Source organism: Arthrobacter sp. Ha26 (assembly GCF_059091705.1).
This window is the reverse complement of record NZ_JBNHGX010000008.1, coordinates 112,266-138,348: the sequence shown is the minus strand read 5'-3', so window position 1 is coordinate 138,348 and position 26,083 is coordinate 112,266. Positions and strand designations below refer to the sequence as shown.

The window sequence follows — 26,083 nt, the reverse complement described above, 5'->3', positions numbered from 1 at the left end:
GTCCGGTTATCCACATAACCGGAACCGGGCCTGTGCCAGTTAAGGGCGGCGGGGCAGGATGGGTGGATGGCGATACCAACGGCCCCTCCGGCCGCCACCCACGGCCCGGATCACTCCTCCACGGCGGAGCCAGCACCCCGTTTCCCGGAGCTGTATGCCCCGGGAATGCCGTTTGCCTTCCCGGAGCTTCAGTCCTTGGCCGCGGACGGCCTCCTCACACGATTCCATCAGCACGGCTATGCGCTGCCCGGAACAACCACCACGCCGCAACTTCGGGCGCGGGCTGCGGCAGGGGCCGTTCCAGCAGCGGTCCGCCAGCGGGTAGTGGCTGGCCGCATGACGGCGGCGTGGATCTATGGCTGCGCCGGTGAACCGGACCGTTTGGCACTGTTGGTGGACGCCAAACGCCGGGTTTCCGGTCTCCGCAACACGCGGGGTTGCACTTTGCACGAGGTGAAGCTCGGGCCCCTGGACGTGGTCAGCTTGGGCGGCCTTATGGTGTCCAGTCCCCTGCGGACGGCACTTGATGTCGCCCTGCATGTCGAGGCAGAACGGGCCATCCCCACCCTGGAAAGTTTGCTGGCACGTCCGCAAAACGATGTGCGCCTGAGGTTGCTGGTTCTAGCGATAGAAGCGAGCCCGCGGGTGCCCCATAAAAGAGCAGCACTCGAAAAGCTCGCCCAGTTAGTTCCGGCGCTTGTTCCCGGTGGTGCGGTAGACGTCAAAGACGCCGTCGATCCGGCGGACAGCACTGAGGACGTGGTGGAGGTACTTGGGGTCCCCCATCTCAAAGGCGAACTTTGAGATGGCAACGCGGTCACTGGACGTATGGACGCTGGCAGCCAGGATGTTGACATGGTTTTCGGACAGGACACGTGTGACGTCGGACAGCAGCGACTTCCGGTCCAGCGCCTCAACCTGGATTTCCACGAGGAATACGCTGGACTGGGTGGGCGCCCAGTCCACGTCAACGATCCGGTCCGGCTGGTCCTTCAGGTCTGAGATGTTGGTGCAGTCGGTGCGGTGCACGGATACGCCAGAGCCCCTGGTGACAAAGCCGAGAATCGGGTCCGGTGGAACAGGAGTACAGCAGCGGGCCAGCTTCACCCAGACGTCGCCGACACCGCGGACAACAACCCCCGAATCGGAGAACCGTGCCTTCGTAACCTGCGTAGGAATGCTGACTTCGCTGATGTCGTCGTCGGCACTTTCGTTGCCGCCCAGACTCTCCACGAGCTTTTCCATGACCGCCTGCGCGGAGGTGTGCCCATCCCCCACCCCGGCGTAGAGGCCGGAGATGTCCACGTACTTGAAATCTTCCGCCACGGCGGCCAGCGCCTCATGCGTCATCAGGCGCTGCAGGGGAAGGTTCTGCTTCCGCATCGCACGGGTCAGGAGTTCCTTGCCGCGGTCGATCGCTTCTTCGCGGCGTTCCTTGCTGAACCACTGGCGGATCTTGTTCCGGGCCCGGGCGCTCTTAACAAAATGCTGCCAGTCCTGGCTGGGCCCTGCTCCTTCGGCCTTCGATGTGAAGATTTCCACCCAGTCGCCGTGGTTCAACTCGCTGTTGAGCGGAACGAGCTTTCCGTTGACCCGCGCGCCGATGGTGCGGTGTCCCACTTCGGTATGGACGGCGTACGCGAAGTCCACCGGCGTGGACCCTGCCGGCAGTGCCATGACCTCACCCTTGGGGGTGAAGACGAACACCTCGCGGGCATTGATCTCGAAGCGCAGGGAATCGAGGAATTCGCCCGGGTCCGAGGTTTCCTGCTGCCAGTCCACCAGGGACCGCAGCCAGCCCATATCACCGTCGCGGGGGCTCCCGGGGCCCACTGCGGTCCGGTTGGGCTGGTCCTTGTACTTCCAGTGCGCGGCCACGCCGTACTCGGCCCGGCGGTGCATCTCGTGGGTCCGGATCTGGATTTCCACGGGCTTGCCCCCGGGGCCGATCACTGTGGTGTGCAGCGACTGGTACATATTGAACTTGGGCATCGCGATGTAGTCCTTGAACCTGCCCGGCAGCGGGTTCCAGCGCGAGTGCATGGTGCCCAGGGCTGCATAACAGTCACGGACTGAGTCCACCAGGACACGGACACCCATGAGGTCGTTGATGTCGTCGAAGTCCTTGTCGCGGACAATCATTTTTTGGTAAATCGAGTAGTAGTGCTTGGGGCGGCCCGTAATGGTTGCCTTGATCTTGGCCGTCCGGAGGTCTTCGGTGATCTGGTCGCGGATGACGCTCAGGCTCTTCTCGCGCTCCGGGGTCCGGTCCCCCACCATGCGGACGATCTCCTCGTACACCTTGGGGTACAGTGCCGCGAAGGACAGGTCCTCGAGTTCCCACTTGATGGTGTTCATGCCCAGCCGGTGCGCCAGCGGAGCAAAGATTTCCAAGGTTTCCCGGGCCTTGCGCGCGGAGGATTCGGGGGAGACAAACCGCCAGGTGCGGGCGTTATGGAGCCGGTCGGCAAGTTTGATCATCAGCACCCGGATGTCCTTGGCCATGGCCACGACCATCTTGCGGACTGTCTCTGACTGGGCGGCTTCGCCGAAGCTGACCTTGTCCAGCTTGGTGACCCCGTCCACCAGCATCGCGACTTCCGGGCCGAAGTCCCGCTTCAGGTCGGCAAGCGTGTACGGAGTGTCCTCGACGGTGTCATGCAGGAGGGCTGCTGCCAGCGTGGTCCCGCTTAAGCCCAGTTCGGCGAGGATGGTGGCCACCGCCACCGGGTGCGTGATGTAGGGATCACCGCTCTTGCGTTTCTGTCCGCGGTGGCTCTGTTCTGCGACGTCGAACGCACGCTGGATGAGGTCAAAATCCTCTTTGGGATTGTTGGCCCTGACGGTCCTCAGCAACGGCTCCAGGATGGGCGAGTAGTTGGCTGCACTGCGGCCCGTCAGCCGGGCGAGCCGGGACCTGGTGCGTTCCCGCCGGCCGGGGAAGGTGGGACGGGAACCGGAGTTGTCCACGGGGACCAACGAACCTGCGCGCGCGGAAGCAGCCGTGCCGGTCTGCACACCGGCCGGACCCTGATCTCCTTGTGCCGTCGGCGCCGACGCAGAACGTTCTTCCAATGAAGCACCCCTCATGACCGTTTAATTACCCCAGTCTATTCCTCAGCGCGGTGAGTTTTATAACCGGTGCTTAAAACAGCATGGGCCGGACGGCATCAGGGTTCTGACGCCGCCCGGCCCATACAAACGGCCGGTACAAAAAGGACTAGGCCTTTGCCGGCTCCACGGGAGCAGCGGAGCGCTCCGCCGTTGCCCGGCGCTGCTCAACACGCTTGGCCTGCTTGACGAGGTCCGGCTCGTTCTGGCGCAGCCAGGCGTACATCGGAGCGGCGACGAAAATGGTGGCCGCTGTGCCGATCAGGATGCCAACGAACAGCGCAAGCGAGAGGTCCCGCAGTGTTCCCGCACCCAGGAGGCCGGCACCGATGAACAGGATGGCGCCAACCGGGAGGATGGCCACCATCATGGTGTTGATCGAGCGGACCAGGGTCTGGTTCACTGCCAGGTTGACTTCCTCCCCGAAGGTGCGCCGCGTTGACGCGTCGATCTCGGCCGTGTTCTCACGGATCTTGTCGAACACCACCACGGTGTCGTAGAGGGAGTAGCTCAGGACGGTCAGGAATCCGATAATGGCTGACGGCGTCACTTCGAAATCGCTCAGGGCGTAAACCCCGGCAGTCACGAACATGGTCACCACCATGCCTGCGATAGCGGAGAGCGACATTTTCCACGTGCGGAAGTAGAGCGCCATCAGCACGGCGGCAAGGAGCACAAAGACCACCAGGCCGATCAGTGCCTGCTTGGTGACGTCAGCGCCCCACGTGGGTCCCACAAACGTCGAGGTCACTTCGTTGTCAGTGACTCCATAGGCTGTGGTCAGTCCCTCCTTGATGCGAAGGGTTTCATCGTCGGAAAGTTTGTCGGTCTGGATCCGCATGGTGGTCCCGGCCACGTTGGCGACGCGCGGGACGCTGCCCGCCACCACGTCGGTGACGGCCTTCTCGCCCACGGTGGCATCCGTGGTCTTGACGTTGGAGACCGTGAACTCGGACCCGCCGCGGAATTCGATGCCGAGGTTGAAGCCGCCCTTTGCCACCGGGATGAGGATGGACAGGGCAACGGCTACGGCCGCGATGATGAACCAGATCTTTTTGGCCCCTACGAAGTTGTAGGAGCGCTTGCCGGTGTAGAGCTCATTACCGAAATTCGCGAAGCTTGGCATTACTTGTTCTCCTTCGCTGCAGACTTCGAGGAGCCTGCCAGCTGCTCCTGCTTCTGCGCCAGGCGGCGTTCGGCGATGGTCATCCTGCGTTCCGCCTCGGCCGTGGCGCCTGCATTCTTGGCACGGACAGCGACGGCGGGCCGGTCCTCGGGGGTCCGGACGCGGCCTGCGCCACGGTACAGCGGAATGGCGCCCAGCCGCTTGGGATCGAGGCCGGAGAACCGGTGCCCCTCACCAAAGAACCGGGTGCGTGCCAGCAGCTGCAGCGTGGGGTGCGTGAACATAAAGACCACGATGAGGTCGGCGATGGCGGTCAGGCCCAGGGTGAAGGCGAAGCCGCGCACGTTGCCGACGGCCACAAAGTAGAGGACCAACGCGGCGAGGAGGTTGACGGCCTTGGAGGCAAGAACAGTACGCTTGGCGCGCTTCCAGCCGTTTTCGACGGCGGACACCAGTCCGCGGCCCTCACGCAGCTCGTCACGGATGCGTTCGAAGTAGACGATGAACGAGTCCGCCGTCTGGCCGATCGCCACGATGATGCCGGCCACGCCTGCCAGCGAGAGCCGGTAGTTTTCGGTCCAGCCCAGGATGGCGATTGCCAGATAGGTGAGGATGCCGGCCACCACCAGCGAGGCAATGGTCACAAAGCCCAGGGCCCGATACTGGAACAGCGAGTAGACCACCACCAGCAGCAGGCCGATCAGGCCGGCGAGCAGACCCATGCGCAGCTGCTCGCCGCCGAGGGTGGCGGAAATCTGCTGCTCGCTCTGGATTTCGAAGCTGATGGGCAGTGCGCCGAACCGCAGCTGGTCAGACAAGGCCTTCGCTGTCTGTTCCGTAAAGCCGCCGGTGATCTGCGGCCGGCCATCGGTGATGACGGCAAGTGACCGGGGGGCAGAGATGACCTGGTCATCCAACACAATGGCGAACTGTGCCTTGGGGTCGTTGCCCGATTCCCCGCCGGCAGCAACGTAGAACTGGTTCAGGCGTTCGGTGACCTCTTTGAACTTGGCCGTGCCTTCGCCGTCGAACTGGATGTTGACGGCCCATTCGTTGGTGACGGCACCCTGTGCGCCCTGCTGGAGCTGGAAGGAGGAAGTGACGATGTTGCTGCCCTTGACCTCCACCGGTCCAAGGATGTACTTGATTGCGGGGTTGGTGCCGGACGCGGGCTCGCAGGTCACCAGCGGCTTGGCCGGGTCTGAGCGTTCCTGCTCGTCCTGGGACGGGTTGTCGCAGTCCAGGGCTTCGAACTGGCGGTAAATTTCCGGCGTGATCCAGTTGGTGTCACTGCTGTTGGCGGGTTCCGCCGTCGGCTTGGGCAGCTGGTCCTCAGGGGCCCGCGACTCTTCCGGGACGGGCGCGCCCGCTCCGTTGAGCAGGACGGGGCGGAAGTTCATGTCAGCGGATGCCTGGATCAGGTCGCGGGTCTGGCTTGAGGGGGTACCTGGAAGGCTCACCACCACGTTGCGCCCGGACTGGGTGCTGATTTCGGCTTCGGCGACGCCGGAGCCGTCCACACGCTGGCGGATGATCGCCACAGCCTGGTTGAGCTGTTCTTCATTGATGTCCGAGCCGCCCTCAACCTTGGGCGCCAGGATCATCTGGGTGCCGCCTTCGAGGTCCAGGGCCAGCTTGGGCGCCCAGCTTGCCTTCCCGGCCATGGTGCCGCCGGCAAGGACAGCTGTCAGCGCGACGATGATGACGCCGAGCCAGACCAGTACCCTGAGGCCTGGTTTCTTGGGGCCAGTTCGTGCCATTGTTGATCTTTCTCTTATTCACGGACGAACCGCCGGGGCCGGGTGATGCCGGCACCGGCGGCGTTCCACAGCCGTCGAAGTGTTGAAAAGCGCTGACGCGGACTAGCTGTCCTTCTTGCCCTCATCATTGAGGCGCTTCAGGGTCTCTTCCGGAGTCTCGGCCGGCTGCACCGGAGCAGTGGTCTCCTGTGGGCTGATTTCCTGCCCGGTGATGGACGATGCATCATCCGGGACAGCGGGCGAAGCCGCCTCCGGTACCGTGGCGGGCTCAACGATCTTGGTGACAGCCTGGCGGTGAACCGTGGCGGTGTTGCCCGGGGAAAGCTCAAGGGTGACCTTGTTCTCGGCCTCATCGATGTCCAGGATCCGGCCGTAGAGCCCGAAGCTGGTCATGACTTCCACGCCCGGGCCGAACTTCGACTGGAGCTCCGCCTGCTGCTGCTGCGTCTTCTTGTTGCGGCGGAACATCATGAAGATGAACACGCCGAGCATGACGAACAGGAGAATTGACATTGGATCCAAGGGGAATTCCGTCCTTATTATTTGCCTAGCTGATTTTTCCAGCAACATCGGCTTCGCTCCGGCCGGGGCAGAACTGACCGGCAGGCAGAGGCCTGACGGGTTCCTTCCCCAGCGACGCAGGCAACTGATGCAGCCCACGAAACAAAGACCCGAACGTGCCGAGCGTCATACCAGTCTAAAGGGAAAAGCTGAAGGGAGCCTGTTATTGGCTTTGCGGGGCCCAGTTGTCGGTGCCGTCGCCGTCGTCTCCCTCAACATCGAACAGGTCCAGCGGCTCCTGACCGAACACTCCTGACGGGACGGCATAGCCAAGGTGGGTCCAGGCCGGAGCCATCGCGATCCTGCCCCGCGGAGTTCGTCCCAGCAGCCCCTCGCGCACCAGGAAGGGTTCGGCCACCGTTTCCACGGTCTCCGTCTCCTCGCCCACGGCGATAGCCAGGGTGGACAAGCCCACAGGGCCGCCGCCGAATTTGGTGATCAGTGCTTCCAGGACTGACCGGTCGAGCCGGTCCAGGCCCTTCTTATCCACTTCGTACATGTCCAGGGCTGCGGACGCAGCCCGCGCGTCAATCTGTTCAATGCCGTGCACCAGCGCCCAGTCACGTACACGCCGCAGCAGCCTGTTGGCGATACGGGGCGTGCCCCGGGACCGGCCCGCGATCTCACTGAAGCCCGCGGAGTTGACCTTCAGGTCCAGCAGCCCGGCGGAGCGCCGCAGGACAAGCTCAAGCTCGGCAACCGAGTAGAACTCCAGGTGCCCGGTGAAGCCGAACCGGTCCCGCAGGGGTCCCGGCAACAGGCCGGCCCGGGTGGTGGCGCCGACGAGGGTGAAGGGAGGCAGTTCGAGGGGAATAGCCGTGGCACCGGCTCCTTTACCCACCACGATGTCCACCCGGAAGTCCTCCATGGCCATGTAGAGCATCTCTTCGGCCGGCCGGGACATGCGGTGGATTTCGTCCAGGAACAAGACTTCGCCCTCGGACAAGGAGGAAAGAATGGCGGCGAGGTCCCCGGCGTGCTGGATGGCAGGGCCACTGCTGATCCGCAGCGGCGCGTTCATCTCCGACGCCACAATCATGGCCAGTGTTGTCTTGCCGAGTCCGGGAGGGCCGGAGAACAGCACGTGGTCAGCACTGCGGCCGCGCATGCGGGAGGCCTGCAGCACCAGCGACAGCTGTTTCCGCACGCGGTGCTGGCCAACAAAGTCGTCCAGGTTCTTGGGCCGGAGGGCGGCCTCGATGGCCCGCTCTTCCGGCTCTTCCCCTGCGGCCACCAGGGATGGTTCAGCCACGGCTGCCTACGCGGTTTCCGGCACGCGCTCCGTCCTGGCCGAGCCACCGGAGGGTAGTCCGCAGGATTTCGGGCACGTTGCCGCGGAAGGAAACTTCGGGATCGTCAGCCAATGCTTTGTCGATGCTGGCGGAGGCGTCCTTCTCGGACCAGCCGAGGCTTGCCAGCGCGGCCACCACCTGCGGCTTCCACGCGGCTTCGGCTGCAGTTGGTGCACCGGGCGTACCGGCAGTACCGTGCGGCACCAGTTTCCCGGCGAGCTCCAGGACAATCCGGCCGGCCACTTTGGGACCAATGCCGGGCACTTTGGTGAAGGTTTTACTGTCGCCCGTGTGCGCGGCCACCCGGATGGCCTCGGGATCATGCACGGCAAGAACAGCCAGCGCCAGCCGGGGGCCAACCCCGCTGACACTGAGCAGGATGTCGAAAACCTCACGCTCGTCGTCGGACGCGAAGCCGAAAAGCGTGAGTGAGTCCTCCCGCACAATCAGCGACGTGAAGAGCTGCCCCTCCTCCCCCGTACGGAGCCTGCTGAGGGTCTGTGGCGTAGCGTTAACACTCATTCCCGCACCGTTGAGGTCGATCACGGCCGTGGACAGGCCTACGTGGGCTACGGTTCCGCGAAGGAAACTGATCAAGGCCTGGCTCCTGGTGTACTGCCGGGCTGCCACCTGGAAAGAGGGCAGGACCGGTTATCCGAACATATCTACGAATACCCTAGCAAGCAGCCAGGACAATCAGCGGGCGCGCCGCACCTTGGCTTCAGCGTCGGCCCATGCTTTTTGCGCCGGGGTCAGCGAAGAGCTGCCGGGCCCTGTGGTGGCAATTGCTGCGCCGCTGCCTGCCCGCCAGGCGTGGGTGATGGCGAGGGCCAGGGCGTCGGCGGCGTCGGCCGGGCGCGGCGGGGCGTCCAGCCGGAGGATCTTGGTGACCAGCTTGGTCACCGCGTCCTTATTGGATGAGCCGCTGCCGGTGACGGCTGCCTTGACTTCCGACGGCGTGTGCAGCGCCACCGGGATTCCGCGGCGCGCTGCGGCGGCAATCACCACTCCGGACGCCTGGGCGACCCCCATCACGGTGCTCACGTTGAGCTGGGAAAAGACGCGTTCGACGGCGAGCACCTGGGGCTCGTAGCGGTCCAGCCATTCGTCAATGGCCAGGGCAATCACCAGGAGGCGCTGGTCCAGGGTTTCCTCCGGCGAGGTGCCCACCACACCGACAGCCACCATGGTGGCCCGCCGGTTCCTTTCAACGTCCACCACGCCGATTCCGCATCGGGTCAGCCCCGGGTCAACGCCGAGTACGCGCAGCGTCACCGCCGGACGTCAGTCGGATTCCAGGGCGGCCTGGACTTCGTCGCTGAGGTCGGCGTTGCTGTAGACGTTCTGGACGTCGTCGAGGTCTTCGAGGGCATCGGCGAGCTTGAGGAACTTGCGGGCACCGTCCACGTCGAGCTCCACCTGCATGGAGGGGACAAACTCCACCTCGTCAGTGTCGTACTCGATGCCGGCTTCCTTGAGTGCGTCACGGATGGCCTGCAGGTCACCAGGTTCCGAGTGGATTTCGAAGGTCTCGCCGTTGTCCTTGACTTCCTCCGCGCCGGCGTCCAGGACTGCCATCAGGACGTCGTCCTCGCTGAGGCCGTTCTTGGGCAGGGTGACAACGCCCTTGCGCGCGAACAGGTAGCTGACGGAGCCGGGATCGGCGATGGTGCCGCCGTTGCGTGAAATGGCCAGGCGCACCTCGGAGGCAGCACGGTTTTTGTTGTCCGTGAGGCACTCGACCAGCAGCGCGGAGCCCTGCGGGCCACGGGCTTCGTACATGATCTCGGTGTAGTCCACCACTTCGCCGGTGAGGCCGGCGCCGCGCTTGATGGCGCGGTCGATGTTGTCGTTGGGAACGGAGGTCTTCTTCGCCTTGGTCACGGCCAGTTCCAGGCCGGGGTTGCCGGCGAGGTCCGGCCCACCCATGCGGGCGGCAACTTCGATGTTCTTGATCAGCTTGGCGAACGACTTTGCGCGGCGGCTGTCAATGATCGCCTTTTTGTGCTTGGTCGTCGCCCATTTGGAGTGGCCTGACATGCTTTACGCTTCTCCTCTGATCATGCGGATAAAAAGTTCGTGTACGCGTTTCTCCCCCGTCACTTCGGGGTGGAAGGAGGTGGCCAGCAGGTGGCCTGAACGCACTGCAACAATTCTAGCCGTCCCCGGCAGCGGGGCCGCGTGGGATGCATGCTCAGGATCGGCCGGTTCAACTTGCGCCAGGATTTCCACGTCCGGTCCTGTCCGCTCCACCCAGGGCCCGCGGATGAAGACGGCGTGGACGGGAGGAACGCCGGATTCCGTGGCACTGAAATCCAGTCCCTTAAAGTCCAGGTCCGTCTCGAATGACTCGCGCTGCCGGCCGAACGCGTTGCGGCGCACGGTGATGTCCAGCCCGCCGAACGTCTGCTGGGGTGCGCCGGACAGGTCCGTTGCAGGATCGGCGATATCGGAGGCCAGCAGTATCATTCCCGCGCAGGAACCGTACACCGGAAGCCCTTCGCCGATGCGTTCCTTGAGCGGCCCGGCCAGCTCGAAGGCGCGTGCCAGCTTATCGATGGCCGTGGATTCACCGCCCGGAATTATCAGGCCATCCAACCCGTCCAGTTCCTTTGGACGGCGGATTGCCACACCTTCCGCGCCTGTTTCTTCGATGGCGCGGAGGTGTTCGCGGAAGTCACCCTGGAGCGCCAGCACGCCCACCCGCAGTCCGGAACCCACGCGCGCAGAAGCCGCTGGAAGGGAATTTGTCATCCATCCAGCATAAGGGGCCATCGCTTTCCGGCCGCCCGCACGGCGCTCCCACGCAGCAGCTGTATGCCTTTGCTGGGATATATTCGAAGCATGTTCTCCTTCAGTGTTCCGCTCGGCAAACTGGTCCGCCGGGCCTCCCGGCTCCGCGGCGGCGGGTCTGCCTTTCCCGGGCTGGTGGTCGAAAAAATCGATCCCGGCTTCATGCGACGGACACTCAGCACCCTCCCCCACGGCGTTGCCGTGGTCAGCGGAACCAACGGGAAAACGACCACCACCAAGATGGTGGTGGAACTGCTGGAAAGCCAGGGGCTGAAGGTTTTCACCAACCGCACTGGCAGCAATTTCACCCGCGGCGTGGCCGCGGCCCTCCTCGGCGAGGTGGACTGGCGCGGCCGGCTCGACGCCGACGTCGCGGTCCTGGAACTGGACGAGGCCCACGCCGTCCATTTCGTCAACAGTGTGCCCCCGCGGTACTGCCTGCTCCTTAACGTCCTCCGCGACCAGCTGGACCGTTTCGGCGAGATCGACAAGACAGCGCAGCTGCTCCAGCACATCGCGGCCAAAACCACCGGGACCGTGGTGCTCAACCGTGAGGATCCGCGCGTTGCCCGGATTGCTGCCACGCTGACGGGGCAGGACGTCAAATACTTCGGCCTGGACGATTCCCTGCTGGGCACTTTCCCCAACGACGACGACATGCGCGCCGCTCCCGGAAGCCCCGCACCGGCGGGACTGCCGGAGAAGCCCGCAGCCGACGTCGTGCTCCGCAAGGTGGGTGCCGACAGCGCCGAGTTTGAATACGACGGCGGCACAGTCACCACCGGCATGAAGCTGCGGGGCGTCTACAACATCTTCAACGCGGCGGCCGCACTGACGCTTGCGCGCAGCATTTGCGGCGGCGGCGCGGCCACCGCGGACCACGCCACCCTGCTCGAGGCACTCTCCCGGGTTGAGCCGGCCTTTGGCCGCGGGGAGAGCCTGACAGTGGACGGTCAGCCGCTGGACCTCGTTCTCGTGAAGAACCCGAGCGGCTTCCGGCTGGGGCTGAAGTCTTTTCCGGCGGCCGGCTACGCCACGATGATCGCCATCAACGACAATTACGCCGACGGTCGGGACATGTCCTGGCTGTGGGACGTGGAATTCGACTCGCTGCGTGAAGGCGGAGTGGACCAGGTGAGCGGATCGCGGGCCTATGACATGGCGCTGCGCCTGCAGTACGACGACGTTCCGATCGGCTCGGTGGAGACCGATATTGCGCCCGCCCTCGCAGCGTTCATCAGGGAAGCCCCTGACAAGCCCAAACGCATATTCTGCACCTATACCGCCATGTTGGCGATCCGCCGCGAGCTGTCCAAAATCACCACCGTGGAGGTTGTCTCTTGAGCCAGGCAGGCGCTGATTCCGCAACCGGGAGCAAGGGCACCATCCGAGTGGTGCAGCTGTATCCGCGGGACATGAACATTTACGGCGACTGGGGCAACGCCCTGGTCCTGCAGCAGCGGCTCCGCTGGCACGGCTACACCCCGGAGCTGCTCGAATACAACGTGGGCGATCCATTCCCCGCTGACGTGGACATCATCCTGGGCGGCGGCGGCCAGGACAGCGGACAGCTGGTCATCCAGGACGACCTGCAGGCGCGGGCCGCCACCCTGAAGGACCTCGCAGAGGACGGCGCCCCGATGCTGGTCATCTGCGGGCTGTACCAACTGTTCGGCCACTTCTTCAAGACGCGTACCGGCGCCGTCATCCCCGGCATCAGCGTCCTGGACGTGGAAACGCACGGTACGGACGAACGGCTCATCGGCAACGTCAAGGTGGCCACGAGCGAGTTCGGCGAAGTGCTTGGCTATGAAAACCACAGCGGCCAGACCAAGCTCGGCAATGGAGTGCGTCCCCTCGGCACCGTTCCCAAGGGCACGGGAAACAACAGCAGCGACGGCCATGAAGGCGCCCGGTACCGCAACGTCGTGGCGAGCTACCTGCACGGATCACTGCTGCCGAAGAACCCGGCGATTGCGGACTTCCTGATCCGGACGGCCGCCGGACGGAAGTTCGGGACGTTCGAACCGGGACAGCCGGATGACCGTTTTGCGGAGCTCGCCAGGGAACATGCCGCCCGCCGTCCGCGCTGATCCGGCTTAGGTCCAAACGGCCGACGCCGGCACTTCCCTTGCCGCCGAAGGCTCAGGGTTCGCGGGTGATCAGGAGCTCGTGGGCACCGGCCGCCGCCGCTCCGCGCGACTCCACCACGCCTATGGTGCGCTGCCTGGTGGCAGTGTCCGCTTCCGCGCCCGCGCAGGGGCCCTGCGGCGCATCGGCAGCTACTGAACACCAGCGGTAGGGATCGCGGACAATGACCGACGGCGCCCAGGCGAGGTCGGTGGCCCTCCACTTCCCGGCGTCGTCCTGGCCGAACTGGACCCGGACCAGCAGGCCCTCGTTGTTGACCACGTACCACGGCGACAGTTCGGTGATGCCGTTGCCCAGGCCGTACACGATCCAGGTGTCTTTGTAGTTTTCGATGGGCAACACCGAGTGGGTGTGGTGCCCGTAGATCAGGTTGAACTGGCCGCTGTCCACCAGGGCGTGCGCAACCTCCTGCTGTTGGGCGTTCGGTTCGCTGGCGTACTCCTCACCGGCGTGCATGGCACCCAGGACGATGTCCGCGCCGAGTTCCCGGGCCTTCACTGCCTTGGCGATCATGGCCGGGGCGTCCAGCATGTCCACCTGCCACGGGTAGTCCGGGGCCAGTCCGTTCAGCCCGTAGGCAGCTTCAATGATGGCCACTTTCGCGGCTGGCGTCTGCATGATGAGGATGCCATGGGACTCATTTTCGGTCCGGTAGGAACCCGTGTGCTTGAGGCCTGCCGCGTCCAGCGTATCGAGGGTGCGCAGCAGTCCGTCGGTGCCGCGGTCGATGGTGTGGTTGCTTGCGGTGGTGCATGCCTGGTAGCCCACATTCTTCGACGCTTGGATGATCTGCGGCGGAACGTTGAAGGACGGATATCCCGAGAACGGGCCGTCCGGACCTGCAACGGGTGTTTCCTGGTGGCAGATGGCGAGGTCGCTTTGGTTGATATACCGGCGTTGTCCTTCCAGCAGCGGCACAAAGTCGAACCCGGGTTTGCCCGCTGCGGCGGCATCCTGCTGCGCCTGCTGCCACAGCTGGTTGTGGACCAGCATGTCCCCCGTGACCAGAACGGATGTGCACCGCACTACCGGGCAGGCCGGGCCGTTTCCAGGAGTAGGCATCGGCGTGGGGGTGGCCGGCGGCGCCGTGGCCTGGCCTGGCGCTGTGGTCTGAACTGGCGCGCCGGAACCCGCAAGGCTGGAACCGGAAACGGCTGGCTTGGGAGTCTGTCCGTTCTGTTCGGCCACCAAGCCGCAGCCTGCCAGCGCAACAGCGGCGAACAGTGCGCAGAGGGTGGCGCCGGCGCGCGCGGCGACCCCGCCCCAACTTATCCCCATAGCCGTCATTGTAGGGACCGCCGTCCGGCTACGCAGGCATTTGCGGGTCGTTGAGAAGGCGTGGCCCCTGTGGAAGATTTACGTCATGACCAACCCCCTGCTCCATCCCAGTCAGCTTCCGTTCGGCCTGCCCCCGTTCGCGGAAATCCACGCGTCCCACTATGCCGAAGCCGCAGAGGCCGGATTCGCCGGGCACCTGGCTGAGGTTCGGGCGATTACCGGGAATCCTGATCCCGCTACCTTCGAGAACACGGCCGTGGCGATGGAGCGCTCCGGCTTGTTGCTGCAGAGGGCCTCTGCAGCTTTTTTCACCCTCGTATCCGCAGATGCAACGGAAGAGATCCGGGATCTGGAAACGGAATTGTCGCCGCGCTTTTCGGCCCATCAGGACGAGGTGTTCCTGAACCGGGCCCTGTACGAACGCTTCGCCGCCATCGATACATCCGGCCTTGACGCGGAGTCGGAGCGTCTGGTGGAAGAGTATCTGAAGGAATTCCGGCAGTCCGGAATCCAATTGGACGAGGGCGGACAGGAACGGCTTAGGGAGCTTAATGCGGAGCTCTCCCGGTTGGGCACCGAGTTCGGGCAGCGGGTCAAGGAGGGGATGAAGTCGGCGGCCCTCCTGCTGGATGACGTCGGGGACCTGGCGGGGATGCCCGCCGAGGACGTGGCCCGGGCCGCTGAAGCTGCCCGCGCCGCCGGGCATGACGGGAAGTTCCTGCTGACGCTGATCCAGCCAACCAACCAGCCCGCCCTCGCCGTCCTCGAGGACCGGAGCGTCCGCCGTCGGCTTTTTGAAGCCTCGGTGGCCCGCGGCAGCAGCGGCGGCGCCCTCGACGTCCTTGACCTTGCCCGGTCCATGGCGGGCCTGCGCGCCGAAAAGGCCGCCCTGCTGGGCTTCGCCAATTACGCCGAACTGGTGGTTGACCGGCAAACCGCGCCCGATTTCGGGTCTGTCCAGTCCATGCTGAACCGGATGGCACCGGCCGCTGTCCGCAACGCCGACCGCGAGGCTACGGCCCTTGCGGAGGCGGCCGGCCACCCCCTGGAAGCCTGGGACTGGGCCTTTTATTCGGCGAAGGTCCGGCGGGAAAAATACAACGTGGATGACCAGGCACTCCGCCCCTATTTCGAGCTTGAGCGTGTCCTGGCCGATGGCGTCTTCTTCGCCGCCACGTCCCTCTACGGAATTACGTTCCACGAGCGGACGGACCTGGCGGGCTACCATCCCGATGTCCGCGTCTGGGAGGTGAGGAACCAGGACGGCAGTGCATTGGGCCTGTTCCTGGGCGACTACTACTCCCGGGAATCCAAGCGCGGCGGCGCCTGGATGAATGCGCTGGTGGAACAATCAGCGCTGCTGGGAACCGCGCCAGTGGTCATCAACAACCTGAACATCTCCAAGCCGCCGGCGGGCGAGCCCACGCTGCTGACCCTCGATGAGCTGCGGACCACGTTCCACGAGTTCGGCCATGCCTTGCATGGGCTGTTCTCCAGGGTGACGTATCCAAGGTTTTCCGGCACGGCCGTCCCACGCGATTTCGTGGAGTACCCGTCCCAGGTCAATGAGATGTGGATTACCTGGCCGGAGGTGCTTGCCAACTACGCGAAGCATTACAAAACCGGCGAGCCGCTCCCCCAGGCCACCGTGGACAGGCTCAACGAATCGCGGCTCTGGGGTGAGGGCTTCGCCACTACCGAATACCTGGGAGCTGCCCTCCTGGACTTGGCTTGGCATGTCCTGGGAGCCGACGATGTCCCGGATGACGCCGTGGCATTCGAGGAGAAGGCCCTCGCGGCCGCGGGGATTGCGCACGCCCTGATTCCGCCGCGCTACCGCACCGGGTACTTCCAGCACATCTTCGCCGGTGCAGGGTACGCGGCCGGTTATTACTCCTACATCTGGAGCGAGGTGCTGGACGCCGAAACGGTGGACTGGTTCACCGAGAACGGCGGCCTGACCCGGGCAAGCGGCGAACGCTTCAGGCAGGAGCTGCTCTCGCGTGGAAACAGCCGGGATCCGCTGGAGTCGTTCCGCATCCTCCGTGGCCGCGAAGCAAAACTCGAACCCCTCCTAAAGCGCCGCGGCCTCGAGTAGCCCCCGCCTTCCGCCAACCCGAGTTTTTGTCCAGATATGCAGGCTTCGAGGGGGTTATGTCTGCATATCTGGACAAAAACTCCAGAGAAAAGGACGACGGCGGCGGGTCACCCACAGAGGTGACCCGCCGCCGTCGCGGATTGTTGCTAAGAGGCAGGGCGACCACTTAGCGACGGACGGCGTTATCCGGCAGCGTGCGTAAAAGGGCCCCCGCGCCCCAGCCAGCTGCAAAAGCTGCCAGGAGAGCGCGGGGAATAGCACGCAGAGGATGACGCCGCCCGGCGCCCCAAGGGCGCCAGAGAGACTACCAGCCGCGCTCGGCCAGGCGGTGCGGCTGGGGGATCTCGTCGACGTTGATGCCCACCATGGCTTCACCCAGGCCACGGGAGGCCTTGGCGATGACGTCCGGATCGTCGAAGAAGGTGGTGGCCTTCACGACAGCGGCTGCGCGCTGGGCGGGGTTGCCGGACTTGAAGATGCCGGAGCCGACAAACACGCCGTCGGCGCCGAGCTGCATCATCATGGCGGCATCGGACGGTGTGGCGATGCCACCGGCGGTGAACAGCACCACCGGAAGCTTGCCGGCAGCGGCCACTTCCTTGACCAGTTCGTACGGAGCCTGCAGTTCCTTCGCGGCGACGTACAGCTCGTCCTCGGGCAGGGCGGCGAGCTTGGCGATCTCCGAGCGGATCTGGCGCATGTGGCCGGTGGCGTTGGACACGTCGCCGGTGCCGGCCTCACCCTTGGAGCGGATCATCGCCGCACCCTCGTTGATGCGGCGCAGTGCCTCACCGAGGTTAGTGGCGCCACAGACGAAGGGAACCTTGAAGTTCCACTTATCAATGTGGTTGACGTAGTCGGCCGGGGTCAGGACCTCGGACTCGTCAATGTAGTCCACGCCCAGTGACTGCAGGACCTGGGCCTCAACGAAGTGGCCAATCCGGGCCTTGGCCATGACAGGAATGGACACGGCATCGATGATCTGGTCGATCATGTCCGGATCGGACATGCGGGACACGCCGCCCTGGGCGCGGATATCGGCCGGAACGCGTTCCAGCGCCATGACAGCGACAGCACCGGCATCCTCGGCGATGCGGGCCTGTTCGACATTGACGACGTCCATGATGACGCCGCCCTTGAGCATCTCAGCCATGCCGCGCTTCACGCGGCTGCTGCCCGTGACGCTGTTCGCGGACGAACCGGCCTCGTTGCTTACATCAGGTGTAGACACAAAAACCCCTATGGGTAGATAGATGACCTTCGCCGGGCGTGCAGGGCGGCACGTCAGATGCCTGTTTACACACACCGGGTTGCCGGATCCATTGACCGGGCAGTCCTAATACTAGTCTCACCGCGGCCAGCCGACTCAATTCGTGCTAATCAGCCGTCGATGGTTCCGCAAGGGCCTGGCGGCGTACTGACAGCACGCGCTGGACCACGGTGATGAAGCTGGCCAGGGCGAGCAGCGCCAGCGTCACCAGCAGCACCACGCTCGGAAGCCCCAGGCCGGTGAATCCGGTGACCACCAGAACCGAAACCAGCCGTTCTGCCCGTTCGGCAATCCCGATGTTGGCGGTGAAGCCCAAGGACTCGGCTTTGGCCCTGGCATAGGAAACCACCATGCCCAGGACGAGGCACACGGTGGCCGCCATCGCAATGGGAACGTTGGCCCCGCCCGTAAAGAACCAGACCGCGAGCCCGGCGAACAGGGCGCCGTCGGCGATCCGGTCCAGGGTGGAGTCCAGGAAGTTGCCCCACCGGCTGCCCACGGCCTGCATCCTGGCCATAATGCCGTCCAGGACATCGGAAAAGATGAAGGCGGTGATGAACAGTGTTCCCCACCAGAGCTGCCCCAGCGGGTAGAAGACCAGGGCTCCCACCACAACGCCGGCCGTGCCGATGATCGTGACAGCGTCCGGCGAAACGCCGATCCGCAGGAGCCAGCGGGCAACCGGGGTGAACAGCGCTGTGAAGAACCTGCGCGCGTGCCTATTCAGCATCCGTCTCCCCGGGCCAGGCGTCGGCGACCTGCTGGCGGACCTCATCAAGGGTCTGCGTGATCGCCTTGGTCTGGGCGATGATGGGGAAGAAGTTCCCGTCACCGCCCCACCGGGGAACAATGTGCTGGTGCAGGTGCGCCGCAATACCGGCTCCGCCCACTACGCCCTGGTTCATTCCGAGGTTGAAACCGCCCGGATTGGAGACTTTCCGCAGGACCCTCATGGCCGTTTGGGTCAGCTCGGCGAACTCCGCGGTCTCCTCGACCGTCAGGTCCGTGTAGTCGGGGATGTGGCGGTACGGGCAGACCAGCAGGTGCCCCGGGTTGTAAGGAAACAGGTTCAGCACCACATAGCAGGTCTTTCCCCGGTGGACGATGAGTGCTTCCTCATCGCTGCGCGCTGGCCCGACGCAGAACGGGCAGTCATTTTCGTTCTTGAACTGGTGTTGGCCGCCCTTGATGTAGGCCATGCGGTGCGGAGTCCACAGGCGCTGGAAAGCGTCCGGGACACCGGCGAGGTCGAAGTCGTCGGTAACGCCGGCATCGCCCGGATATCCTGCGTCTGTGTTCTCCTGCACCGTACTGTTCCGTTTCCGCTAGCTGGTCCGGTTACGGACGGCTTCCGTGATCCGCTTGACTGCCTCTTCAACGGGTACGCCGTTGTCCTGGCTGCCGTCGCGGAAGCGGAACGACACGGCGCCTGCCTCGGCGTCGTCGCCGCCGGCGATCAGCACGAACGGGATCTTATCCTTGCTGGCTGTGCGGATCTTCTTCGGGAACCGGTCCGAGGAGGTGTCCACCTCGGCCCGGATGCCTGCCGCCTTAAGCTGGTCGACGACGTCGAACATGTACTCGTTGAACGTTTCCGCCACAGGGATGCCCACCACCTGGACCGGTGCGAGCCAGGCAGGAAAGGCGCCGGCGTAGTGTTCGGTAAGCACACCCATGAACCGCTCCACCGAACCGAAGAGGGCACGGTGGATCATCACGGGACGCTGCCGGCTGCCGTCCGCGGCCTGGAATTCCAGTTCAAAGCGTTCCGGCAGGTTGAAGTCCAACTGGATGGTGGACATCTGCCAGGTTCGGCCCAGCGCATCCTTGGCCTGTACGGAGATCTTGGGACCGTAGAAGGCCGCTCCACCCGGATCCGGCACGAGTTCGAGACCGGATTCCTGGGCGACTTCCGCGAGGGTCCTGGTGGCTTCCTCCCAGGTTGCGTCGTCACCAACGTACTTTTCCGGGTCCTTGGTGGAGAGTTCCAGGTAGAAGTCGTTGAGCCCGTAGTCCTTGAGCAGGTCCAGGACGAAGTTCAGGGTCTTGGTGAGTTCATCCTTCATCTGCTCGCGGGTGCAGTAGATGTGGGCGTCGTCCTGTGTCATGCCGCGTACCCGGGTGAGGCCGTGCACCACGCCGGACTTCTCGTACCGGTAGACCGCTCCGAATTCGAACAGCCGCAGGGGCAGTTCGCGGTAGGACCGGCCGCGGGAACGGAAAATGAGGTTGTGCATGGGGCAGTTCATCGGCTTCAGGTAGTAGTCCTGCGCCGGCTTACGGATGGTGCCGTCGGCGTTGAGTTCCTCGTCAACGCGCATCGCGGGGAACATGCCGTCCTTGTACCAGTCAAGGTGGCCCGACACTTCGTAGAGGTGGCCCTTGGTGATGTGCGGCGTGTACACGAACTCGTAGCCCGCCTCGACGTGGCGCTGCCTCGAGTAGTCCTCCATCTCCTTGCGGATAATGCCGCCCTTGGGGTGGAAGACAGGAAGGCCTGAGCCGAGTTCATCAGGGAAGGAGAACAGGTCCAGTTCAGAGCCGAGCTTGCGGTGGTCGCGGCGCTCGGCCTCGGCGATCCGTTCCTGGTAAGCCTTCAGTGCGTCCTTGGCGGGCCACGCCGTGCCGTAGATCCGCTGCAGCTGCTGGTTCTTCTGGTTTCCCAGCCAGTAGGCGGAGGATGAGCGGGTGAGGGCGAAAGCGTTGGAGATCATCTTGGTATTGGGCAGGTGCGGGCCGCGGCAGAGATCGCACCAGACGGTGGTCCCTTCCTTGCGCTCAACGTTGTCGTAGATGGTGATGTCGCCGGCACCGACCTCAACGTTGACGCCTTCGCCGGCTTCGGCGGCGTCGTTCTTCTTGCCCAGGAGTTCAAGCTTGTAGGGCTCGTTCTTCATCGCCTCGCGGGCCTCGTCTTCGGAGACGACGCGGCGGACGAACTTCTGGTTCTGGTTGACGATCTTGAGCATCATCTTTTCGAGGGTTTTCAGGTCCTCGGGGGTGAAAGGCTCGGCGACGTCGAAGTCGAAGTAGAAGCCGTCGGTGATGTACGGGCCGATGCCCAGCTTGGCGTCGGGACGCAACTGCTGCACAGCCTGAGCCATCACGTGGGCCGTGGAGTGGCGGAGCACGTTCAATCCGTCCGGGGAATCGATGGTGACGCCCTGAACCTCGGCGCCTTCAGGCAGTTCCTGGTCCAGGTCCTTCAGCTCGCCGTTAACGCGGGCCACAACAACATCACGGCGCTCAAAGAAGAGTTCCGCACCGGTTGTCCCGGTAGTCACCTTGGTCTCTTCGCCATCGACGAGAAGGGTGATCTGCTGGGCATCTGACACGGGTGTCTCCTATTCAAAGTTAAGGCTTCATAGCTTGTGGCATACGGGGACCACAGCCAGCCACCGTCAATGCTATCGGTTCCGCGAAGGGCCGACCAAAGCGGCACACGGCAGGGTCAACCGCTAAAACCAGTAATCGCAAGGGTCCTGCTGATCCCGTCAAGGGGATGCGGACCGTCGGGAGCCTGGCCACCGGGAGAGGGAAAGGGCAGGGTTTCGGTACGGCTGAGGTCCCAGGCCATGCTTGCGCTGATGCTGATGCCCCGCGGCCCTGTGCGCCTGGTGGTGCCCCGGATGAGCAGCAGCCTGGTACCAAACAGGAGCAATCCGGCGTTCTCCTGGGCTTCATGGAAGAAGACGGAATCGACGCAGCCGGTGCCGTCGTCAATGCTGATGAAAACCACCCTCCTGCCGCCCCGCATGGGCGGCGTCTGGGTGGCTACCCGTACTCCGGCCACCAAGACTTCAGTCCCGTTGCGCAGGCCCAGGAGCTTGTCCGCCGTAGTGACACCCAGCCTGTCCAGTATGGGGCGGTGGCTTTCCATCAGGTGGCTGCTGACGTCAATGGCCATCAGATCCAGCTCAGCCCGGACATTCTCCACCAGGGTGGGTTCGGGCAGCCCCGGTTTGATGTTGCGCAACTCCACATCGCCGAGGGGAAGGGACAGCTGGCCCTCGAGCACTTCGAGGCCCTTGCGCGTGTTGCCTGTGCTTTGCAGCTGCTGAAGGTGCTGCACCAGGTCTGCCCGGTTGGCCATCCCGCCCGCTTCACGGTGGAGTGAATCAAAAGCACCCAGCTGGGCCAGGCGTTTGATGCTTGGCTTGCTCAACCGCGAGCGCGCGCGGAGGTCTGCCAGGGAATCGTACGGCTGGCCGGCAACAATCCTTTTCAGCTCCGTGGCAGACAATCCATAGATCCCGTTCAGGCTTAGCCTGATTCCGAGCTTCCCGGCATCAGTGCCCTGACGGATCCGTTCCACCCGGTACTCGCCTTTGCTGCGGTTGATGTCCAGGGGAAGGATGGGGATGCCAAGCCTTCTGGCTTCCGCCACGAGCAGCCGCTTGGGGTACATTCCGGGGTCATGCTCCCAGAGGCCTGCCAGGAACGCTTCAGGGTGGTGCGCCTTCAGCCAGGCTGACTGGTACGTGGGCACGGCGAAGGCAGCACCATGGGCTTTGCAGAAACCGAAGCTGGCAAAGGACTTCAACGTTTGCCAGACCTTGTCAACGACCTCCGGGTCAAAGTTCCTGGCCTTTGCCTGCTTGCGGAAATACTCCTCCACGTGGGATTCCCCCGCCTCGCTGCTGAGGGCACGGCGGAATTCATCGGCCTTGGCAAGTCCGCACCCGGTCATCACGTCCAGGGTCCTCAGGATTTGCTCGTGGAACACCGTCACTCCGTGGGTTTCCTGAAGCACCGGTTTCAGGAGCGGGTGCGGGTAGACCTCCGGGGCGAACCCGTGGCGGTGCTCCAGGAAGGGCCGCACCATATCCGATTTCATGGGGCCGGGGCGGAAAAGCGAAATGTCGATGATGAGGTCATTGAACTCCCTGGGCGCCATTTTGCCGATCAGTTCGCGCTGCCCGGGAGATTCAATCTGGAAACAGCCCAGGGTGTGGGTGCTCCGGATGAGTTCAAACGTGGGCTCATCATCCAGGGGAATGGCATTGAGGTCGATATGCCCGTTGTCAGCAATGAAGTCAGGCCCGGACCCGTCCGGGCCAGCGGCATGGCCGCCTGCTGCCACCACTTCCTTCTTGGAGGAATGGATGCGGATGATCTCCCTGACGGCAAAAGCCATGGCGCTTTGCATCCTGACGCCCAGGACATCGAGCTTGAGCATGCCCATGGGGTCCATGTCGTGCTTATCGAACTGGCTCATGGGCAACCCCAGTCCACTGGGCTGCACCGGAGTGCGGTCCAGCAGGGTGGCGTCCCCCAGGATTACGCCGCATGGATGCATGGAGATATGCCGGGGCAACCGGTCCAGGCGTTCGGTGAGGTCCACCAGCAGGTCCAGCTGCTGGTTTCCGTGGGAATCGCGCTTTTCCACCCGGCCGGCAAAATCCCTTAACTCGGGCTTTTCCTGCAACGCCTCACGGAATTTCGAGGCCGAGAACCTCCACAGTTGCTTGGCAATGTCCCCCACGTCGCCGTCATCCATTCCCAACGCGAGGCCGGCGTCGCGCACAGCACCCCGCGCCCGGTAGCCGTTCTGCATGCTCATGAGCGTGACGCGTTCCGGGCCGAAGCGCTCGAATATCCGGTGGTACACGTTGTGCCGCTCGGCGCTTTCGACGTCGATGTCGATATCCGGGAGGGTGGCCCGGTCCTGGGAGAGGAAGCGTTCGAAAATCAGGTCATGCTGCAGCGGATTTACCTGGCTGACGTCAATGAGGTAATTGACCAGGCTGGAGGCCCCCGAGCCGCGGGCAGCTGCCCGCACCCCCATCTCCTGGATCATCCGGGAAACCTCGGCGACGGTAAGGAAGTAGGAGGAGAATCCCAGGTTCTGGATGATGCCCAGCTCATGGTCAAGCCGTTTGAGCATTTCCTTTTCGTTGTTGCCCGAGATCCCCGGGAACCTCCTGCCGATTCCGGCCTGGCAGCGCTGCAACAGTTCCACGTGCGGATCCTGGCTGATCCCGATGACCGCGGCTTCCGGCACTACGGGCTGCTTCCATCCCATGTCTGAAACGGGATCAATCCTGCATACATCGGCGAGCGCCTCGGTTTGTGCCATGAGCTGCTTAAGGTCTTCGGCACCATAGCCGGCTGCGGAGATGATTTCCTTCCCCAGCTGCAACATCTGCCGGGTGGACTTCAGCCAGCCCTGGCCGTTCGGTTGCAACAGCGGCTCCTGGGCCAGTTCGGGAAGTGATTTGAGGGTCCGTGCTGAATCCAGCACGTCCGCAGTCGCAGCCCCATCCTCCGCACAGTAACGAACCGCATTGGTGAGGATTGCCGGGATGCTGTGCTCCTCTGCCAGTTTGAGCATCCGGACGGCGTGCGCCGTGCTCAGAGGTGTCCCCGGTGCGCTGAGCTGGGAAACAATTTCCGCCACCACGGTGCCTGCAGGCATGGCATCCAGCCACTGCTTGAAAAGGGTGCGCGGCCGGAGGTAACGCCGCCCGCCCATGGCACGGCCGACGTCGGAATCCGGCCCGATCAGCACCATCAGCACGGGTTTCAGGGTGCGAGGATCGAGGGTGCGGGAGGCAAGCTGCGCCCTGGTTACGGCTACCGGCACAACTCCCCCGGATTTTCCCGAGGTGCGGGCGTGGGCATCGGACACCAGCCTGCACAGGGCCCGATATCCCGCGCCGTTGTTGTTCCCGCGGGCGAGCACCACCACCCGGCCGGCCAGCTGGGTGCGGTGATCGCCGTCGTCGTCATACACCGCAAGGTCCACCCCGACGATGGGGTCTATACGGGCATCCATGCATGCCTTCAGGTGCTTGATGGTCCCGTACAGCCCGTCCCTGTCAGTGCATGCGAGCGCGTCTGCACCGTCAGCGGCTGCTGCCTGGGCCAGTTCCGCTGGCCAGGACACTCCGTAGTGGGCGCTGAATGCGGTGGAGACGTGAAGGTGTGTGAAGCTCATGCTGTTCTGGGGCGCAGGGCGTCATGGATCCGAAGGAGGCGCCAGCGGCCGCTGCGGATATGGCGGGTGAGGTCAAGAGTGAGCGCCTCTTCCTGTTCCTTGGGACGGCCGGGACCTGGGCCGGAGGGGAGCACTTGGACCCGCCAGATCTCGTGGTCCACCAACCCGGGACCGCTTCCCAGCGGCGCACGGGTTTCTTCAACCCACCATTGACGGCGCTCGTACCAGCGCACGGTGTCGGCACACACTGAATAGGAACGTCCGTCCCAGGTCAGGGCTACGGGCTGGCCGTCTGGAGCGCAGGAGACGTCCACGGATTGGCTGAAAATGCCCATCGCTGCCTCCCTGATGCAAACTGAAAAGTGTTCGAATATATGTTCGAACTGCAACCAGTCTACGCCTCCCGGGAACTGGCGCATAGCCAAAGAGGGATGGCCCCAGTGGCACACTGCGGGAGGGGCTGCGGCTTCCTTTTCTGTCACCCCTCAGGGGTGGACGGAGCGAACGGCAGGGAGCAGGATTGTGCCATGAGCACCCATGACGCACTCCTCAAACAGGTCAGCATCAAAGCCCAGGACTCCACGCTCGTGGCAACCTTCGATTTAGATGGCAGTATTCCCGGTTCCGGTGCCTATGTGGTGGGGCTTGTGGCCGCCACACCGGACTACTCGTCCCAGCGGCGGCTGGGCATTGAGTTCATGAACGGGAAGCCCATTTCCTTCTTCTCGTTCAACCATGACCAGAGCTGGGAAGAAAACTACGATCTGTCGGGTGTCAGCCATTCAGGCAGCACCATCACCGGCAACTTCCCGATGGCAGCCATCAACGGGCTCGGTGAGGGGCACGTGATGACCGGCTTCAGCGAGGCTGACGGCAGGGAATTCCAGTCAGGTGTCCCCGTGGAGGAGAACCTGTAGCGGCTGGGCCGGTGCGGCTCAGCTGTTTTCTTTGTGGACCCGGAGTTCGAGTTCGATGAAGCCGGAGATCATGGCCCGGTAGGTGGACTCGACGATGTCCGGGTCAATGTCCTTCTTCTCGGCTGCGGAGCGGACGTGTTCGATGATCCGCTCAACACGGCCCGGGGCGCGGACCTCGGCGTCGTCGCCCTTGAGCGTTCCGGCGATCCGGATCAGCCGTTCCCGGCGGGCGATCAGGGTGACAATCTGGTCATCCACCTCATCCACGGCGATCCGGACGGCAGCGAGCTGTTCCTTGTCGGCCAAAGCGTCCCGATCGTTCCCTTGAATTGTCGCCATCCTCTGACAGTATCGAACCATGCAGCCCAGAGTCGACTTCATTTCATTAGGCGTCCGCAGCGTTCCGGCATCCCGCGCGTTTTACGTCGACGGCCTCGGCTGGCCGGTCCACCGCGAGGTTCCGGGGGACGTCGTGTTCATCCAGGTGAACCACGGCCTGGTGCTGTCCCTGTGGGATGTGCGCCAGATGCAGGCCGATGCAGGCGTGGGTCCTCCCGGCCCCGTCCCCTGCATCACGTTCAGCCACAACCTCCCCGGCACCGAGGACGTCGACAGGGTCATGGCAGAAGCGGCCGCGGCCGGCGCGGAGATCATTGCCGAACCCATCACCCAGCCCTGGGGCGGATACACCGGCTACTTCGCCGACCCGGACGGCTTCCGCTGGGAGGTGGCCTACAACCCCACGTGGACAGTGAACGACGACGGCATGGTCACCGTGTAGGCGGC

General features: G+C 64.1%; 23 protein-coding genes. 6 read left to right on the top strand and 17 right to left on the bottom strand.

All coding sequences use genetic code 11. From position 1 onward, the window contains the following. Window positions 1-66 precede the first annotated feature (66 nt). Window positions 67-804, top strand: coding sequence for a type IV toxin-antitoxin system AbiEi family antitoxin (locus AC5RVY_RS17505; RefSeq protein ID WP_493955964.1), 738 nt, complete (start codon window positions 67-69; stop codon window positions 802-804). On the opposite strand, the gene AC5RVY_RS17500 is transcribed toward AC5RVY_RS17505, so the two are convergent. The 9 genes from AC5RVY_RS17500 to pdxT all read right to left on the bottom strand — a co-directional run bounded on the left by AC5RVY_RS17500 (window position 685) and on the right by pdxT (window position 10,604). Next, complete coding sequence (locus AC5RVY_RS17500; RefSeq protein ID WP_493955963.1) at window positions 685-3,075, bottom strand: RelA/SpoT family protein; 2,391 nt, start codon at window positions 3,073-3,075, stop codon at window positions 685-687. The genes AC5RVY_RS17505 and AC5RVY_RS17500 overlap by 120 nt on opposite strands. Window positions 3,076-3,220: 145 nt before the next feature. Then, a complete protein-coding gene (gene secF / locus AC5RVY_RS17495) occupies window positions 3,221-4,237 on the bottom strand; it encodes a protein translocase subunit SecF (RefSeq protein ID WP_493955962.1) in 1,017 nt (338 codons plus the stop codon). Further along, window positions 4,237-5,997 (bottom strand): protein translocase subunit SecD, encoded by a 1,761-nt coding sequence (secD, locus tag AC5RVY_RS17490; protein ID WP_493955961.1) that lies wholly within the window; start codon window positions 5,995-5,997, stop codon window positions 4,237-4,239. Before secD ends, secF begins: the two co-directional genes overlap by 1 nt. Before the next feature lie 102 nt (window positions 5,998-6,099). Next, the gene (gene yajC, locus AC5RVY_RS17485; RefSeq protein WP_493955960.1) at window positions 6,100-6,510 is read right to left on the bottom strand and encodes a preprotein translocase subunit YajC; all 411 of its coding nucleotides are present in this window, start codon (window positions 6,508-6,510) and stop codon (window positions 6,100-6,102) included. Between the two features lie 211 nt (window positions 6,511-6,721). Next, entirely contained in the window at window positions 6,722-7,810 is a 1,089-nt protein-coding gene (gene ruvB, locus AC5RVY_RS17480; RefSeq protein ID WP_493955959.1) for a Holliday junction branch migration DNA helicase RuvB, read from the bottom strand. Continuing rightward, on the bottom strand, window positions 7,803-8,447 hold the full coding sequence (ruvA, locus tag AC5RVY_RS17475; RefSeq protein ID WP_493955958.1) for a Holliday junction branch migration protein RuvA: 645 nt from the start codon (window positions 8,445-8,447) through the stop codon (window positions 7,803-7,805). Before ruvA ends, ruvB begins: the two co-directional genes overlap by 8 nt. Window positions 8,448-8,546: 99 nt before the next feature. After that, window positions 8,547-9,125, bottom strand: coding sequence for a crossover junction endodeoxyribonuclease RuvC (gene ruvC / locus AC5RVY_RS17470; protein WP_493955957.1), 579 nt, complete (start codon window positions 9,123-9,125; stop codon window positions 8,547-8,549). A 9-nt stretch (window positions 9,126-9,134) separates the two neighbouring features. Further along, window positions 9,135-9,890, bottom strand: a complete 756-nt coding sequence (locus AC5RVY_RS17465) for a YebC/PmpR family DNA-binding transcriptional regulator (RefSeq protein WP_493955956.1) — start codon at window positions 9,888-9,890, stop codon at window positions 9,135-9,137. 3 nt (window positions 9,891-9,893) lie between these two features. After that, window positions 9,894-10,604 (bottom strand): pyridoxal 5'-phosphate synthase glutaminase subunit PdxT, encoded by a 711-nt coding sequence (gene pdxT / locus AC5RVY_RS17460; RefSeq protein WP_493955955.1) that lies wholly within the window; start codon window positions 10,602-10,604, stop codon window positions 9,894-9,896. 90 nt (window positions 10,605-10,694) lie between these two features. On the opposite strand from pdxT, the gene AC5RVY_RS17455 reads away from it, so the two are divergent. Both AC5RVY_RS17455 and AC5RVY_RS17450 read left to right on the top strand, forming a co-directional pair. Beyond that, the gene (locus AC5RVY_RS17455; protein WP_493955954.1) at window positions 10,695-11,987 is read left to right on the top strand and encodes a MurT ligase domain-containing protein; all 1,293 of its coding nucleotides are present in this window, start codon (window positions 10,695-10,697) and stop codon (window positions 11,985-11,987) included. Continuing rightward, a complete protein-coding gene (locus AC5RVY_RS17450) occupies window positions 11,984-12,736 on the top strand; it encodes a type 1 glutamine amidotransferase (RefSeq protein WP_493955953.1) in 753 nt (250 codons plus the stop codon). Before AC5RVY_RS17455 ends, AC5RVY_RS17450 begins: the two co-directional genes overlap by 4 nt. Before the next feature lie 52 nt (window positions 12,737-12,788). Here the strand turns inward: AC5RVY_RS17450 and AC5RVY_RS17445 are convergent, their stop codons facing one another. Then, the gene (locus AC5RVY_RS17445) at window positions 12,789-14,072 is read right to left on the bottom strand and encodes a CapA family protein (protein WP_493955952.1); all 1,284 of its coding nucleotides are present in this window, start codon (window positions 14,070-14,072) and stop codon (window positions 12,789-12,791) included. 85 nt (window positions 14,073-14,157) lie between these two features. Here AC5RVY_RS17445 and AC5RVY_RS17440 point away from each other — a divergent pair, with 85 nt between their 5' ends. After that, window positions 14,158-16,170 (top strand): M3 family metallopeptidase, encoded by a 2,013-nt coding sequence (locus AC5RVY_RS17440; protein WP_493955951.1) that lies wholly within the window; start codon window positions 14,158-14,160, stop codon window positions 16,168-16,170. 304 nt (window positions 16,171-16,474) lie between these two features. Here the strand turns inward: AC5RVY_RS17440 and pdxS are convergent, their stop codons facing one another. The 6 genes from pdxS to AC5RVY_RS17410 form a co-directional block, all read right to left on the bottom strand. Next, window positions 16,475-17,401, bottom strand: coding sequence for a pyridoxal 5'-phosphate synthase lyase subunit PdxS (gene pdxS, locus AC5RVY_RS17435; protein ID WP_493955950.1), 927 nt, complete (start codon window positions 17,399-17,401; stop codon window positions 16,475-16,477). 145 nt (window positions 17,402-17,546) lie between these two features. Beyond that, window positions 17,547-18,170 (bottom strand): phosphatidylinositol phosphate synthase, encoded by a 624-nt coding sequence (pgsA, locus tag AC5RVY_RS17430; RefSeq protein WP_493955949.1) that lies wholly within the window; start codon window positions 18,168-18,170, stop codon window positions 17,547-17,549. Then, window positions 18,160-18,747 (bottom strand): HIT family protein, encoded by a 588-nt coding sequence (locus tag AC5RVY_RS17425; protein WP_493955948.1) that lies wholly within the window; start codon window positions 18,745-18,747, stop codon window positions 18,160-18,162. The genes pgsA and AC5RVY_RS17425 overlap by 11 nt, the downstream gene beginning before the upstream one ends. A gap of 18 nt (window positions 18,748-18,765) precedes the next feature. Then, window positions 18,766-20,775, bottom strand: a complete 2,010-nt coding sequence (gene thrS / locus AC5RVY_RS17420; RefSeq protein ID WP_493955947.1) for a threonine--tRNA ligase — start codon at window positions 20,773-20,775, stop codon at window positions 18,766-18,768. Window positions 20,776-20,891: 116 nt separating this feature from the next. Then, the gene (locus AC5RVY_RS17415; RefSeq protein ID WP_493955946.1) at window positions 20,892-24,380 is read right to left on the bottom strand and encodes a DNA polymerase III subunit alpha; all 3,489 of its coding nucleotides are present in this window, start codon (window positions 24,378-24,380) and stop codon (window positions 20,892-20,894) included. After that, window positions 24,377-24,715 (bottom strand): DUF6504 family protein, encoded by a 339-nt coding sequence (locus AC5RVY_RS17410; RefSeq protein ID WP_493955945.1) that lies wholly within the window; start codon window positions 24,713-24,715, stop codon window positions 24,377-24,379. The genes AC5RVY_RS17415 and AC5RVY_RS17410 overlap by 4 nt, the downstream gene beginning before the upstream one ends. A 192-nt stretch (window positions 24,716-24,907) precedes the next feature. On the opposite strand from AC5RVY_RS17410, the gene AC5RVY_RS17405 reads away from it, so the two are divergent. Next, complete coding sequence (locus AC5RVY_RS17405) at window positions 24,908-25,297, top strand: hypothetical protein (protein ID WP_493955944.1); 390 nt, start codon at window positions 24,908-24,910, stop codon at window positions 25,295-25,297. 18 nt (window positions 25,298-25,315) lie between these two features. On the opposite strand, the gene AC5RVY_RS17400 is transcribed toward AC5RVY_RS17405, so the two are convergent. Further along, window positions 25,316-25,636 carry a chorismate mutase gene (locus tag AC5RVY_RS17400; protein ID WP_142037219.1) on the bottom strand — a complete coding sequence of 107 codons (321 nt, stop codon included), beginning with the start codon at window positions 25,634-25,636 and terminating at the stop codon, window positions 25,316-25,318. Window positions 25,637-25,655: 19 nt separating this feature from the next. Here AC5RVY_RS17400 and AC5RVY_RS17395 point away from each other — a divergent pair, with 19 nt between their 5' ends. Further along, the gene (locus AC5RVY_RS17395; protein ID WP_493955943.1) at window positions 25,656-26,078 is read left to right on the top strand and encodes a VOC family protein; all 423 of its coding nucleotides are present in this window, start codon (window positions 25,656-25,658) and stop codon (window positions 26,076-26,078) included. Window positions 26,079-26,083 lie beyond the last annotated feature (5 nt).

Excerpts from the sequence above, each read along its gene's own strand:
- AC5RVY_RS17505 (WP_493955964.1), top strand. The coding sequence starts at position 67 with ATGGCGATACCAACGGCCCCTCCGGCCGCCACCCACGGCCCGGATCAC.
- AC5RVY_RS17445 (WP_493955952.1), bottom strand. The coding sequence starts at position 14,072 with ATGGGGATAAGTTGGGGCGGGGTCGCCGCGCGCGCCGGCGCCACCCTC.
- AC5RVY_RS17455 (WP_493955954.1), top strand. The coding sequence starts at position 10,695 with ATGTTCTCCTTCAGTGTTCCGCTCGGCAAACTGGTCCGCCGGGCCTCC.
- yajC (WP_493955960.1), bottom strand. The coding sequence starts at position 6,510 with ATGTCAATTCTCCTGTTCGTCATGCTCGGCGTGTTCATCTTCATGATG.
- secD (WP_493955961.1), bottom strand. The coding sequence starts at position 5,997 with ATGGCACGAACTGGCCCCAAGAAACCAGGCCTCAGGGTACTGGTCTGG.
- AC5RVY_RS17400 (WP_142037219.1), bottom strand. The coding sequence starts at position 25,636 with ATGGCGACAATTCAAGGGAACGATCGGGACGCTTTGGCCGACAAGGAA.
- pdxT (WP_493955955.1), bottom strand. The coding sequence starts at position 10,604 with ATGACAAATTCCCTTCCAGCGGCTTCTGCGCGCGTGGGTTCCGGACTG.
- secF (WP_493955962.1), bottom strand. The coding sequence starts at position 4,237 with ATGCCAAGCTTCGCGAATTTCGGTAATGAGCTCTACACCGGCAAGCGC.
- AC5RVY_RS17395 (WP_493955943.1), top strand. The coding sequence starts at position 25,656 with ATGCAGCCCAGAGTCGACTTCATTTCATTAGGCGTCCGCAGCGTTCCG.
- AC5RVY_RS17440 (WP_493955951.1), top strand. The coding sequence starts at position 14,158 with ATGACCAACCCCCTGCTCCATCCCAGTCAGCTTCCGTTCGGCCTGCCC.
- AC5RVY_RS17405 (WP_493955944.1), top strand. The coding sequence starts at position 24,908 with ATGAGCACCCATGACGCACTCCTCAAACAGGTCAGCATCAAAGCCCAG.
- pgsA (WP_493955949.1), bottom strand. The coding sequence starts at position 18,170 with ATGCTGAATAGGCACGCGCGCAGGTTCTTCACAGCGCTGTTCACCCCG.
- AC5RVY_RS17410 (WP_493955945.1), bottom strand. The coding sequence starts at position 24,715 with ATGGGCATTTTCAGCCAATCCGTGGACGTCTCCTGCGCTCCAGACGGC.
- AC5RVY_RS17465 (WP_493955956.1), bottom strand. The coding sequence starts at position 9,890 with ATGTCAGGCCACTCCAAATGGGCGACGACCAAGCACAAAAAGGCGATC.
- AC5RVY_RS17415 (WP_493955946.1), bottom strand. The coding sequence starts at position 24,380 with ATGAGCTTCACACACCTTCACGTCTCCACCGCATTCAGCGCCCACTAC.